Origin of the sequence: Cupriavidus necator N-1 (assembly GCF_000219215.1) — a bacterium.
Classification (GTDB): Bacteria; Pseudomonadota; Gammaproteobacteria; order Burkholderiales; family Burkholderiaceae; genus Cupriavidus; species Cupriavidus necator.
In genome coordinates, this window is sequence record NC_015723.1 from 691,112 (window position 1) to 703,886 (window position 12,775).

General features: G+C 65.1%; 9 protein-coding genes. 8 read left to right on the forward strand and 1 reads right to left on the reverse strand.

The annotated features are described in order from the left end of the window. Positions 1 to 33 precede the first annotated feature (33 nt). Positions 34 to 1,215: an AraC family transcriptional regulator gene (locus tag CNE_RS21265; protein WP_013952336.1), complete on the reverse strand. Its 1,182-nt coding sequence runs from the start codon at positions 1,213 to 1,215 to the stop codon at positions 34 to 36. 318 nt (positions 1,216 to 1,533) lie between these two features. On the opposite strand from CNE_RS21265, the gene CNE_RS21270 reads away from it, so the two are divergent. From CNE_RS21270 to CNE_RS21305, 8 genes are all read left to right on the forward strand, one after another. After that, the gene (locus tag CNE_RS21270) at positions 1,534 to 2,526 is read left to right on the forward strand and encodes a Bug family tripartite tricarboxylate transporter substrate binding protein (protein ID WP_013952337.1); all 993 of its coding nucleotides are present in this window, start codon (positions 1,534 to 1,536) and stop codon (positions 2,524 to 2,526) included. 34 nt (positions 2,527 to 2,560) lie between these two features. Then, positions 2,561 to 4,273, forward strand: coding sequence for a long-chain fatty acid--CoA ligase (locus CNE_RS21275; RefSeq protein WP_013952338.1), 1,713 nt, complete (start codon positions 2,561 to 2,563; stop codon positions 4,271 to 4,273). Positions 4,274 to 4,307: 34 nt separating this feature from the next. Then, on the forward strand, positions 4,308 to 5,291 hold the full coding sequence (locus tag CNE_RS21280; RefSeq protein ID WP_013952339.1) for a Bug family tripartite tricarboxylate transporter substrate binding protein: 984 nt from the start codon (positions 4,308 to 4,310) through the stop codon (positions 5,289 to 5,291). A gap of 24 nt (positions 5,292 to 5,315) precedes the next feature. Next, positions 5,316 to 6,095: an enoyl-CoA hydratase/isomerase family protein gene (locus CNE_RS21285; RefSeq protein ID WP_013952340.1), complete on the forward strand. Its 780-nt coding sequence runs from the start codon at positions 5,316 to 5,318 to the stop codon at positions 6,093 to 6,095. Between the two features lie 126 nt (positions 6,096 to 6,221). After that, positions 6,222 to 7,409 (forward strand): acyl-CoA dehydrogenase family protein, encoded by a 1,188-nt coding sequence (locus CNE_RS21290; RefSeq protein WP_041228807.1) that lies wholly within the window; start codon positions 6,222 to 6,224, stop codon positions 7,407 to 7,409. 426 nt (positions 7,410 to 7,835) lie between these two features. Next, positions 7,836 to 9,758, forward strand: a complete 1,923-nt coding sequence (locus tag CNE_RS21295) for a PrkA family serine protein kinase (protein ID WP_013952342.1) — start codon at positions 7,836 to 7,838, stop codon at positions 9,756 to 9,758. A 37-nt stretch (positions 9,759 to 9,795) separates the two neighbouring features. Next, positions 9,796 to 11,058, forward strand: coding sequence for a YeaH/YhbH family protein (locus CNE_RS21300; RefSeq protein WP_013952343.1), 1,263 nt, complete (start codon positions 9,796 to 9,798; stop codon positions 11,056 to 11,058). Positions 11,059 to 11,193: 135 nt separating this feature from the next. After that, positions 11,194 to 12,747, forward strand: a complete 1,554-nt coding sequence (locus CNE_RS21305) for a SpoVR family protein (RefSeq protein WP_013952344.1) — start codon at positions 11,194 to 11,196, stop codon at positions 12,745 to 12,747. The last annotated feature ends 28 nt before the right edge of the window (positions 12,748 to 12,775 follow it).

Below are 12,775 nucleotides of genomic sequence, written 5' to 3' on the forward strand. Positions count from 1 at the left end.
CGCCGGCCACCGGAGATCCTGACCCGGCCCGCATCAGCCGGGCACAGCCTCTCCCCGCAATCCCCGCATCCGATACTCTCCCGGCGCCACGCCGGTCCATTTCTTGAAGGCCCGGTGGAACGTGCTCGGCTCGGAGAAGCCAAGCCGCAGCGCCACGTCCTGCAGCGTCATGCCGGGGCGCTCCATCATGCCGATGGCCACGTCGCGGCGCAGGCTGTCCTTGATGCTCTGGTAGCCGCTGCCCTCGTCGCGCAGCCGGCGGCGCAGCGTCTGGGGCGTGAGCCGCAGCACCTGCGCCATCTGTTCCAGCGACGGCAGTTCGTCATCCAGGTGGGAACGCAAGTGCTGCCGGATACGCTCGGCCAGGCAGCTGTTGTCGCGGTAGCGGATCAGCAGGTTGCGCGGCGTCTCGCGCAGGAACGCGCGCAGGCTGGCGGCGTCCTGCATCACCGGCAGGCGCAGGCTGGCGGCATCGAAATGCAACACGGAGACAGGCTGCCCGTAATGCACCGCGGTCTTGAAGACGCGCTCGGTCTCTGGGCCGCCCTGCGACGGCGCGGCGCTCAGGTCGACCCGCGCCAGCGGGATATGGCTGGCGACCAGCCAGCTGAGCAGTGCGTAGGCATGGAACACGAAAGTCGATTCGGCAAAGCTGCGGCAGGCCGAGGCCGGCGCGCGCGGATGCAGCACCACTGAGGCGGTCTTGCCGTCGGCGCTGACATGCAGGCGTGGCGCGAAGGCGTCGATATGCAGCCGGTACAGGCGCAGCCCGGCGCGGATGGCGTCTTCCAGCGTGGCGCAATGGATCAGATTGCGGCACGCCTGCGCAAACACGCCCGGGGTCACGGGCCGGTCCAGCAGCCCCCACAGTTCATCGCGCATGACGCGGCGTAGCGTGCGGATCAGCGCCGCGTACTGGCCCTGGGTGACGCGCGCATTGGGCGAGGCCAGCAGCGCCGGTGAAATTCCGGCCCGGCGTAGCAGCGCGGCAATGTCGTGGCCCAGCCGGCGCGGGCCCAGCAGAATGTGATCCACATGCTGGATCGCAATGGTGTGGCGCGCCGAGGCCTGTGGCGCGGCCTGCGCCGGGGTCGCCGGGGCCTCGGCACAGCCTGGGGCATGGCCGTGCCCGAGCGCCGGCGGCAGTGCGCTGCCGGCGAGGTGCAGCTTGCCTGGCACGGGCGGGCGCAGCGATGACAGGACAGCGGTATGCATGGGTCTCCTCATCACGGTGACGCGTCGGCGCCGGCACCGCGGAACGGCTGGTTCCGCGGGCGTTCCCGGACGTTTCGCCACATCGTCTCGCCACCTTAGCAAGCCGCGACCGCGCCGCACAATCGGGATTTGCCAAAGGCTGCCTTCCATCTGAGCGATTCGGCCAATCATTTTGGCCTGTCTGGTCATTGTCCACGCACCGCAGCATCGCGCACTCTGCGGCTGATACCGATACAAGGCCGGCGCACCGGCCCGGACGGGACCAGAAACGGGGCAAAGACCCGTTCCCGCCTCAGAAAAAGACAATGGAGACAACACATGCAGGCAGATCGTCGTAGTGCGTTGTGGCGCTTTGGCGCCGGGTTGCTGGCCGTGGCCGGGGTGCTCGGTGCAGGTGCCGCCTTCGCCCAGGGGCAATTCCCATCGAAGACGGTCCGGCTCGTCGTGCCATACCCGGCCGGCGGCGCCACCGACGTGCTGGCGCGTGCCATTGCCGACGGGCTTGGCAAGGCCTGGTCGCGCCCGGTGGTGGTAGAGAACCGCCCCGGCGCGAGCAGCATGATCGGCTCCGAGGCCGTGGCCCGCGCCGAGCCTGACGGCCATACCGCGTTGCTGACGATCACCACCCTCGTGCAGGCACCCAGCCTGTATGCGAAGCCGCCGGTGGACCCGGTCAAGGACTTTGCCGCGGTGTCGGAGCTGGGCACCACCAACCTGGTCTTTGCCGTGCACAACTCGGTGCCGGTCACCAGCCTGAAGGAATTCATCGAGCTGGTCCGCGCCAAGCCCAGGCAGTTCTCCTACGGCTCCTACGGCACCGGCTCAAGCGGCCACCTGTACGGCGAGATCTTCAAGGAGTCCGCCAAGCTGGACATGGTCCATGTGTCATACAAGGGTGAGGCGCCGGAGCTGAACGACCTGCTGGGCGGCCAGGTGCCCGCCGCCATCATCTCGGTGATGGGCGCCAAGCCGCACAACGCCTCGGGCCGCCTGCGCGCGCTGGCCGTGACCGGCGGCGGCCGCTCGCCGCAGTTGCCGGATGTGCCGACCTTTCGCGAAGCGGGCGTTGCCGGCATGGACGGGTTGGGATGGTTCGGCCTGTTCCTGCCTGCCGCCACGCCCCGGGCCATCGTCGACAAGTACTCGGCCGACGTCAATCGCGTCCTGACCCAGCCGGACATTCGCAAGCGCATGAACGACATGGGCATCGTCCTGACCGGCAGCACGCCGGATGCGTTCGCGCAGACCGTCCAGGCTGACTACGCACGCTGGGGTAAGGTCATCCGCACCAACAACATCCGCCTGGACTGAGTTCTTCCCGACTGACCCGTATCGATTGCTGCAAATGAAGCCTGCTACAAGTACCAATCAGCCGTTCCGTTCCCCCGCCTGGCCGCCCGGCCTGCCGGCCGCGCTGCATACGCCGCGCACCAGCCTGTTCTACAACGTCGAGGCGGCGGCGCACCGCTATCCGGACAAGACCGCGATCCAGTATTTCGGCACCGCGATCTCCTACGCCCAGCTGCAGGACGAGATCGAGCGGATGGCGGGCTACCTGCAGCAGGCCTGCGGCATCCAGCCGGGCGACCGGGTGCTGCTGTTCAGCCAGAACTGCCCGCAGTTCATCATTGCCTACTACGCGATCCTGCGCGCCGAAGGCGTGGTGGTCCCGGCCAACCCGATGTGGCTGGAGGTCGAACTTGCCCATGTGGTGCAGGACAGCAGCGCGGTGGCGGCCTTTGCCGGCAGCGAGCTGTACCAGCGCGTGGCGCCGCTGCACGGCCCGGCGCTGCGCCATGTGATCCTGCACGACTATGCCGGCATGCTGCGCGACGACGGCGGCCTGGCGGTGCCGGCCTGGCTGCGCGAACCGCTGCCCGCGCCGCAGGCTGCGCCGTCCGGCGCGATGCCGGTGGCCTGGGACGCGGCCAGCGCCGCCGGGCACCGGCCGCTGCCGCACCAGGCCGGCTACGACACGCTGTGCATGCTGGCCTATACCTCCGGCACCACCGGACATCCCAAGGGCTGCATGCATAGCCACGGCACGCTGATGACCGCGGCGGCCGGATCGGTGATCTGGCGCGGCGCCACACCCGAATCCGTGGTGCTGGCCGTGGCCCCGATGTTCCACCTGCTGGGCATGCAGAACTGCATGAACTCGCCGCTCTACCTGGGCGCCACCGTGGTGCTGATGCCGCGCTGGGACCGCGCGCTGGCCGCGGACCTGATCGAGCGCTACCGCGTCTCGGTCTGGGGCGCGCCGCCGGCGATGATGGTGGACTTCTTCTCCCAGCCGGGCATCGATGCGCGTGACCTGTCGAGCCTGGCCTACGTGGGCGGCGGCGGCGCGGCCATGCCCGAAGCGGTGGCCAATATGCTGCAGGAGCGTTTCGGCCTGCCCTACGTCGAGGCCTACGGCATGACCGAGACCGCGGCCTTCATCCTGTCCAACCCGCGCAACCAGCCCAAGCGCGAATGCCTGGGCATCGCCACCTTCGGCGTGGACGCGCGCGTGGTCGATCCCGAGACGCTGCAGGAACTGCCCCACGGCGAGACCGGCGAGATCGTGGTCCACGGCGGCCAGGTGATGCAGGGCTACTGGCACAACCCGGAAGCCAACGCGGCCACCTTCATCGAGATCGGCGGCAAGCGCTTCCTGCGCACCGGCGACCTCGGTTTCATGGATGAGGAAGGCTACTTCTTCATGCGCGACCGCCTCAAGCGCATGATCAACGCGTCCGGCTACAAGGTCTGGCCGGCGGAGGTGGAGAACCTGCTGTACGGGCACCCGGCCATCCACGAAGCCTGCGTGATCGCCGCCCGCGACCAGCGCCGCGGCGAGACCGTCAAGGCCGTCGTGGCGCTGCGCCCGGAAGCGCGCGGCACGGCCGAAGCCGACCCCGAACGCATCATGGCCTGGTGCCGCGAGCATATGGCCGCGTACAAGGTGCCGCGCATCGTCGACGTGGTCGATGCGCTGCCCAAGTCGGCCACCGGCAAGATCCTGTGGCGCGCCTTGCAGGAGCGCGAGATGCAGGCGGACAACCCGAGCGCGTGACGCCAGCGGCGAATTCAGCAAAGAGAGAGACAGCATGCAGCAAAGCAGACGCAACTGGCTGGCACAGGCCGGCACCCTGGCCGGCGCGGCCATCCTCGGCGGCGCGGGCAGCGCCTTCGCGCAGCAGCCGTATCCCGGCAAGCCGATCCGCATGATCGTGCCGTACCCGGCCGGCGGCGGCACCGACACCGTGGGCCGCCTGATCGGCCAGCGCCTGGCCGAAAGCCTGGGCCAGCCGGTGGTGGTGGAAAACAAGCCCGGCGCCAGCGGCATGCTGGGCAACGACACCGTCGCCAAGGCGCCGGCGGATGGCTATACCATCCTGCTGGCGATCACCGCGCTGATCCAGTCGCCGGCCCTGTACAAGCGCACGCCGTACGACGTGGCCAGGGACTTCACGCCGGTCTCGCTGATCGCCAAGTCGTCCGATCTGTTCGTGGTGCCCAACCGCGTGCCGGCCAGCAATATGCGCGAGTTCCTGGCGCTGGCCAAGGCCGGCAAGCTCAGCTATGGGTCCTACGGCAACGGCACCTCGTCGCACCTGCACGGCGAGTTGCTCAAGCAGCAGGCAGGCATCGACCTCGTACACATCCCTTACAAGGGCGCGGCGCCGCTGATGAGCGACCTGCTCGGCGGCCAGGTGGACAGCGCCTTTGTCGATGTGACCTCGGCCAACCCGTACCTGGGCAGCAACAAGTTCAAGATCCTCGGCATCACCGGCACCCAGCGCTACAAGGCGCTGCCCAATGTGGCGACCTTCACTGAACTGGGCCTGCCGGGGTTCGAGCCCAACGGCTGGTACGGGCTGTTCCTGCCGGCCAATGCGCCCAAGGATGTGACGGCGAAGCTGGCGGCCGAGACCGCGCGCATCGTGCGCCTGCCCGAAGTGACGCAGAAGCTGGCCGGCATGGGCCTGCAGCCGGTCGGGTCCACGCCGCAGGAACTGGCAGCCGTGGTCACCGGCGACACCCCCAAGTGGGCCAGGATCGTGCGAGACGCCAATATCCAGCTCGACTGAAACCCGCCCCCCTGGAGCCCACCGATGGAAACCATCCGCTTTGCCGTCGAGGACGGCGTCGCGACGCTGACGCTGGACTCGCCGGCACGCAAGAACGCGCTGTCCTTGCCGATGCGCGACGAGATCGGCGAAGTGATTCGCCGGGTACGCGCCGACGACAGCGTGCGCGCGCTGATCCTGACCGCGGCCGGCACCGATTTCTCGTCGGGCGGCGACATCAGCTCGATGCAGGTCGAGATCAACGCCGAGCAGGGCCGCAAGCGCCTGCACAAGGTGCACGGCTGGCTGGAAGACCTGATCCAGCTCGACGTGCCGGTCATCGCCGCGGTGGACGGCGCGGCCTATGGCGCGGGCTTCAGCCTGGCGCTGACGGCCGACATCATCCTGGCCACGCCGCGCGCGCGCTTCGGGCTGCCATTCCTGCGCATGGGGCTGATCCCCGACTGTGGCGTGCTCTACACGCTGCCGCGGATGATCGGCCTGCAGCGGGCCAAGGCGCTGATGTTCTCGATGCGCGAGCTGAACGCCCAGGCCGCGCAAGACCTTGGCATCGTCATGGAAATCGTGCCGGCGGACAGCCTGCAGGAACGCGCGCGGGCGCTGGCGCAGGCCTTCACCGAGGCCTCGCCGGTGGCGGTGGGCCTGACCAAGCAGGCACTGAACGCCTCGCTGAACCAGGACCTGCACACCATGCTGGCGATGGAGGCGGACGGGCAGGGCATTGCCTTCTCGACCGCCTATCGCCGCGAGGCTGCCGACCGCTTCATGGCCAAGCAGCCGCTGCGCTACCGCTGGCCGGACTGAGCGGCGGCGCCGGTCATGCTGCCCCGCAGCATCCAGCTGCCGTCGTTTACTTATATAGGCGGGCGCCAGCCGGACGGCGTCGCGCGCCTGTTTTTCCTCTCGTTTACCCTGATATCCGCACACCATATGGGATCCCACGACCAGCACACGGCGCCCGCCGTACGCCAGACCCCCTGGATGACCGAAGACCTGGGGATGTTCCAGGAAACCGTGCGTCGCTTCATCGAGCGCGAACTGGCGCCCAACGAGGCCCGCTGGGCCGACCAGGGCTATATCGACCGCGAGGTCTGGCGCCGCGCCGGCCAGATCGGGCTGCTGTGCGCCAGCATCCCCGAGGAATACGGCGGCGGTGGCGGCACCTTTGCCCACGAGGCCGTCATCACCCAGGAAATGTCGCGCGCCGTCTGCACCAGCCTTGGCAATAATGTGCACAGCGGCATCGTGGCACATTACCTGCTCAACTACGGCACGGAAGCGCAGAAGAAGAAATGGCTGCCGCAAATGGCCAGCGGCGAAATGGTGGCGGCCATTGCCATGTCGGAACCTGGCGCCGGTTCTGACCTCAAAGCGATACGCACCCGCGCGGTGCGCGAACAGACCGAAAACGGGGACTGCTATCGCATAAACGGTGCAAAGACCTTTATCACAAACGGGTATCACGCCGACCTGGTCTGCGTGGTGGCCAAGACCGATCCGGAAGCCGGTTCGCGCGGCGTGTCGCTGGTCATGGTCGAGACGCGCGACCTGCCGGGCTTCCGTCGTGGGCGCATTCTCGAGAAGATCGGGCAGAAAGGGCAGGACACCGCCGAGCTCTTCTTCGACGACGTGCTGGTGCCGTGCGCCAACCTGCTGGGCACGCAGGAAGGGCAGGGTTTCTACCAGCTTATGCAGCAACTGCCGCAAGAGCGCATGATCATTGCGCTCGGTGCCGTGGCGACCATGCAGCGCGCCATCGAGCTGACCACCGAATACGTGCGCCAGCGCAAGGTGTTCGGCCAGCCGCTGGCCGATCTGCAGAACACACGCTTCAAGCTGGCGGAGTGCAAGACGGTCGCCACCATTGCCGCGACCTTTGTCGACGATTGCATGCTGCGCCTGATGGACGGCAAGCTCGACGCTGCCACGGCCGCCATGGCCAAGTGGTGGTGCACGCAGCAGAACTGCCAGGTCATCGACGAGTGCCTGCAGTTGCACGGCGGCTACGGCTACATGCTTGAATACCCGATCGCGCGTATGTATGCGAACGCACGCGTGAGCAAGATCTTCGGCGGCTCCAACGAGATCATGAAGGAGCTGGTCGCGCGCACGCTTTGATGCGTCCGCTATCAGCAATGTCCGCGTGCTAGTGCGTGCAAACGCGTAAGAAAATGCGGAAAAACGAAAGCCGTCACCAGTGCCGGCCTTCGTGCGTATGGTTACAAAACCGGATGTGCACGGATGGCGGGAAAGGTGTAAGGTGTTTCACAAGCATGGTCAATGGCCCGTCGCGTGCGGGGGCAAGGCCCGAGCGGAAATCCAGCCAAAAGCTGAAGCGAAACATGCAGCAAATGCAGCAACGAAACAGCCGTTGCATCGATGCAAGATTCGTCAACTCGGACTCCACCATCGCCGTTATTTGACTATGATGAAGTAAAGACTTCGCAACATGACAGGTCGCCAGGCCGGGGTGGTGTGCCGCGAACGTTGCGCGAAGCCTTAGGGGTAGCACGCCTCGGACGTGAACTCTGACGGGAGTGAGGTATGGACATTTTTGGCCATTACGCTACGCGCTTCGAAGCTCGCAAGGAAGAGGAATACAGCATCCAGGAGTACCTGGAGATCTGCAAGAAGGATCCGACTGCCTACGCGACTGCTGCTGAGCGCATGCTTGCCGCCATCGGCCAGCCTGAGTTGGTGGATACCCACCACGACCCCAGGCTGTCCCGCCTGTTCTTCAACAAGGTCATCCGCATCTATCCGGCCTTCCGCGACTTCTACGGCATGGAGGACACGATCGAACAGATCGTCTCGTTCTTCAAGCACGCGGCGCAGGGCCTGGAAGAGCGCAAGCAGATCCTCTACCTGCTCGGGCCCCCGGGCGGTGGCAAGTCCTCGCTCGCTGAAAAGCTCAAGGCGCTGATGGAGGAGATCCCCATCTACGCGCTCAAGGGTTCGCCGATCCATGAATCGCCGCTGGGGCTGTTCGCGCCAGAGGAAGACGGCAAGATCCTGGAAGAGGACTACGGCATTCCGCTCCGGTATCTGAACACCATTGCCTCGCCCTGGGCGGTCAAGCGCCTGCACGAGTTCAACGGCGATATCACCAGGTTCCGGGTGGTCAAGCTGCGCCCTTCGGTGCTGTCGCAGATTGCGATCTCGAAGACCGAGCCTGGCGACGAAAACAACCAGGATATTTCCTCGCTGGTCGGCAAGGTCGACATCCGCAAGCTGGAAGATTTTCCGCAGGACGATCCGGACGCCTACTCGTATTCCGGCGGGCTCTGCCTGGCCAACCGCGGCCTGCTTGAGTTCGTTGAAATGTTCAAGGCGCCGATCAAGGTCCTGCACCCGCTGCTGACGGCAACGCAGGAAGGCAACTACAAGGGCACCGAGGGCTTCGGCGCGATCCCGTTCGATGGCATCGTCCTGGCGCACTCGAACGAGGCGGAGTGGACGACCTTCAAGGCGGACAAGAACAACGAGGCTTTCCTGGACCGGATCTATATCGTCAAGGTGCCGTACGTGCTGCGAGTGTCCGACGAGGTGAAGATCTACGACAAGCTGCTGCGCAGCAGTTCGCTGTCGGCCGCGCCGTGCGCGCCCAACACGCTGAAGATGATGGCGCAGTTCGCGGTGCTCACCCGCATCAAGGAGCCCGAGAACTCCAATGTCTTCTCGAAGATGCGCGTCTATGACGGCGAGAGCCTGAAGGACGTGGATCCGAAAGCGAAGTCGTACCAGGAGTACCGCGACTACGCCGGCATCGACGAAGGCATGAACGGGCTGTCGACGCGCTTTGCGTTCAAGGTCCTGTCCAAGGTCTTCAACTTCGACAACACCGAAGTGGCGGCCAACCCGGTGCACCTGCTGTATGTGCTCGAACAGCAGATCGAGCGCGAGCAGTTCCCGCCGGAGCAGGAATCCAAGCTGCTGTCTTACATCAAGGAGTACCTGACCACGCCGTTCGTGGAGTTCATCGGCAAGGAGATCCAGACTGCCTACCTGGAGTCGTATTCGGAGTATGGGCAGAACATCTTCGACCGCTATGTGGTGTTCGCCGACCTGTGGATCCAGGACCAGGAGTACCGTGATCCCAACACCGGCGAGATCCTCGACCGCAACGCGCTGAACGACGAGCTTGAGAAGGTGGAGAAGCCCGCGGGTATCTCGAACCCGAAGGACTTCCGCAACGAGATCGTCAACTTCGTGCTGCGGGCACGGGCCAACAACAGTGGCAAGAATCCGGTCTGGACCAGCTATGAAAAGCTGCGGATGGTGATCGAGAAGCGCATGTTCTCCACTACGGAGGACCTGCTGCCGGTGATCTCGTTCAACGCCAAGTCTTCGCGCGAAGACCAGGACAAGCACGAGAACTTCGTCAACCGCATGGTCGAGAAGGGGTACACGCCCAAGCAAGTGAGACTTCTGGTGGAGTGGTATCTGCGCGTAAGAAAGTCATCGTAACGGCGCCGCGGAACAGGTCTCTCAACGAGGGCAACTTATGGCTACGGTCATCGATCGGCGCGAGAACGGCGGCAACAAGAGTGCCGTCAACCAGCAACGTTTCATCAAGCGCTACCGCGAGCAGATACGGCAGGCGGTGGCAAAGGCGGTGTCCGGCCGGAAGATCATGGACATCGAGCAGAGCGGCCAGGTGTCCATTCCGGTCAAGGACATCTCCGAACCGATCTTCCACCACGGCCCGGGCGGGCGGCGCGAGTGGATTCACCCTGGCAACAAGAAGTTCGTCAAGGGTGATTCCTTCGACCGCCAGCAGCAGGGCGGTGGCGGGACCGGTTCGCGGGCCAGCGACAGCGGCGAAGGTGAAGACGATTTCGTCTTCACGCTGTCGCGCGAGGATTTCCTGAACTTCTTCTTCGAGGACATGGCGCTGCCGGACCTGGCCAAGCGCCACCTCGCCAAGATCGCCGAGGTGCGCAAGGTGCGCGCCGGCTTTTCCATCGACGGCACGCCTGCCAACCTGTCGGTCCTGCGCACCATGCGCAGTTCGCTGGGGCGGCGCATCGCCTTGTCCAGCCCTTACCAGAAGCGCCTGCGCGAACTGGAGCTGGAATACAGCGAAGCGCTGGAAAAGGACGGCCCCTATGCCGAAGGCACGCTCGAGGTGATGGAGAAGATGCGGCACCTGCGTGCCTGCATCGACCGCGTGCCCTTTATCGAGAAGCTCGACCTGCGCTACAACAACCGCGTGCTGAAGAAGCGCCCGCAGGCCCAGGCGGTGATGTTCTGCCTGATGGACGTGTCCGGCTCGATGGACGAGAGCCGCAAGGACCTGGCCAAGCGCTTCTTCATGCTGCTGTACCTGTTCCTGAAGCGCAACTACGAGCGCATCGACGTCGTGTTCATTCGCCATCACACGGTGGCGAAGGAAGTCGATGAGGAAGACTTCTTCCACTCGCGCGAGTCCGGTGGTACCGTGGTGTCCAGTGCGCTGAAGCTGATGGTGGAAGTGATCCACGACCGCTATCCGCCAAGCCAGTGGAACATCTACTGCGCGCAGGCGTCAGACGGGGATAACTGGGCTGGTGATTCCGAGTTGTGCGGACGCCTGCTGCGCGACTCGATCCTGCCACTGGTGCAGTACTATGCATATGTTGAAGTCGCATCGGAAGAGCCGCAGAACCTCTGGGAAGAGTATCTGACGGTCAAGGGACAGTTCGACCACTTTGCGATGCAGCGCATCATCGGCGCGGACGAGATCTACCCGGTGCTGCACGACCTGTTCCAGAAGCGCGCAGCATAGGGTGGCGCCGGTCCTGGCCTTCCTTGCGGCGGGCCACAGTGAAGGCAAATGGCGAGGCAACGCGGACCACGCGGCGCGGCGATGCCGTGCGCGCCGGAGGGGTCTGGCGCCTTGCCCGGGCAACAAGGGGCGAAGATGGCTTATCTCTCCACGGGTTCGGAATGGACCTTCGAGCTGATCAAACGGTATGACCGCGAGATCGCCCGCATCGCCGGCGAATTCGGGCTGGATACCTATCCCAACCAGATTGAGATCATCACCGCCGAGCAGATGCTCGACGCCTACGCGTCGGCAGGGCTGCCGGTCGGCTACAGCCACTGGTCCTACGGCAAGCACTTCCTGGCGTCCGAGCGCAGCTACCAGCGCGGCCACATGGGGCTGGCCTACGAGATCGTCATCAACTCCAATCCCTGCATCGCCTACCTGATGGAGGAGAACACCATGCCGATGCAGGCGCTGACGATCGCGCACGCCTGCTACGGCCACAACGCCTTCTTCAAGGGCAACTACCTGTTCCGCACCTGGACCAACGCGGACGCCATCGTGGACTACCTGCTGTTTGCCAAGAACTACGTGGCCGAGTGCGAGCAGCGTTACGGCGAACGCGAGGTGGAACTGCTGCTGGACTCTTGCCACGCCTTGCAGAACTACGGCGTGGACCGCTACAAGCGCCCCAAGAAGCTGTCCATCACCGAAGAGAAGGCGCGCCAGGCCGATCGCGAGAACTACCTGCAGATGCAGGTCAACGACCTGTGGCGCACCCTGCCCAAGAGCCGGCCGCATGCGCTGGCGTCGGACGACGACGCGTCCGAGGGGGAAATCATCTTCCCGCCGGAGCCGCAGGAGAACCTGCTGTACTTCATCGAGAAGAACGCGCCCAAGCTGGCATCGTGGCAGCGCGAGATCGTGCGCATCGTGCGCAAGATCGCGCAGTACTTCTATCCGCAGCGCCAGACCAAGGTCATGAACGAAGGCTGGGCCACGTTCTGGCACTACACCATCATCAACCAGCTGTACGAGGAAAAGCTGGTCAACGATGCGTTCATGATGGAGCTGCTGCAGGCGCATACCAACGTGATTTACCAGCCGCCGTACAACAGCCCCTACTACAGCGGCATGAACCCCTACACGGTTGGTTTCCTGATGTTCCAGGACCTGCGCCGCATGTGCGAAAACCCGACCGAAGAGGACTACCGCTGGGCTCCGGAATTCGCCGGCAGCGACTGGCGCAAGACGCTGGACTTTGCCATGCGCAACTTCAAGGACGAGAGCTTCCTGCTGCAGTTCCTGTCGCCGCGCGTGATCCGCGAGCTGAAGCTGTTCTCGGTGCTGGACGATGACCGCGAAGGCAAGCTGCGCGTCACCGCGATCCACAACGATGAAGGCTACCGCGCGATCCGCCAGCTGATGGCGGCGCAATATGACCTCTCCAGCATGGAGCCCAATATCCAGGTCACCAATGTCGACGTCGGCGGCGACCGCTCGCTGACGCTGCGGCACCTGCAGAACGACCGCCGGCCGCTGGCGCACAACTTCGACGAAGTGATCCGGCACGTGACCCGGCTGTGGGGCTTCACCGTTCGGCTCGAGGTGGCCTACGAGGACGGCCGCACCGAGCTGAAGTACGAGTGCAAGCCGGAACGGCGCCACCGCCGCCCACACGGCGGCGGCCTCAGCCTGGCCGCCTGATCCCGCAATTGCCGGGGTTAAAGCCCCG

Coding starts and splice junctions, on each gene's coding strand:
- CNE_RS21270 (WP_013952337.1), top strand. CDS start 1,534: ATGCAGGCAGATCGTCGTAGTGCGTTGTGGCGCTTTGGCGCCGGGTTG.
- CNE_RS21285 (WP_013952340.1), top strand. CDS start 5,316: ATGGAAACCATCCGCTTTGCCGTCGAGGACGGCGTCGCGACGCTGACG.
- CNE_RS21265 (WP_013952336.1), bottom strand. CDS start 1,215: ATGCATACCGCTGTCCTGTCATCGCTGCGCCCGCCCGTGCCAGGCAAG.
- CNE_RS21280 (WP_013952339.1), top strand. CDS start 4,308: ATGCAGCAAAGCAGACGCAACTGGCTGGCACAGGCCGGCACCCTGGCC.
- CNE_RS21300 (WP_013952343.1), top strand. CDS start 9,796: ATGGCTACGGTCATCGATCGGCGCGAGAACGGCGGCAACAAGAGTGCC.
- CNE_RS21295 (WP_013952342.1), top strand. CDS start 7,836: ATGGACATTTTTGGCCATTACGCTACGCGCTTCGAAGCTCGCAAGGAA.
- CNE_RS21305 (WP_013952344.1), top strand. CDS start 11,194: ATGGCTTATCTCTCCACGGGTTCGGAATGGACCTTCGAGCTGATCAAA.
- CNE_RS21290 (WP_041228807.1), top strand. CDS start 6,222: ATGGGATCCCACGACCAGCACACGGCGCCCGCCGTACGCCAGACCCCC.
- CNE_RS21275 (WP_013952338.1), top strand. CDS start 2,561: ATGAAGCCTGCTACAAGTACCAATCAGCCGTTCCGTTCCCCCGCCTGG.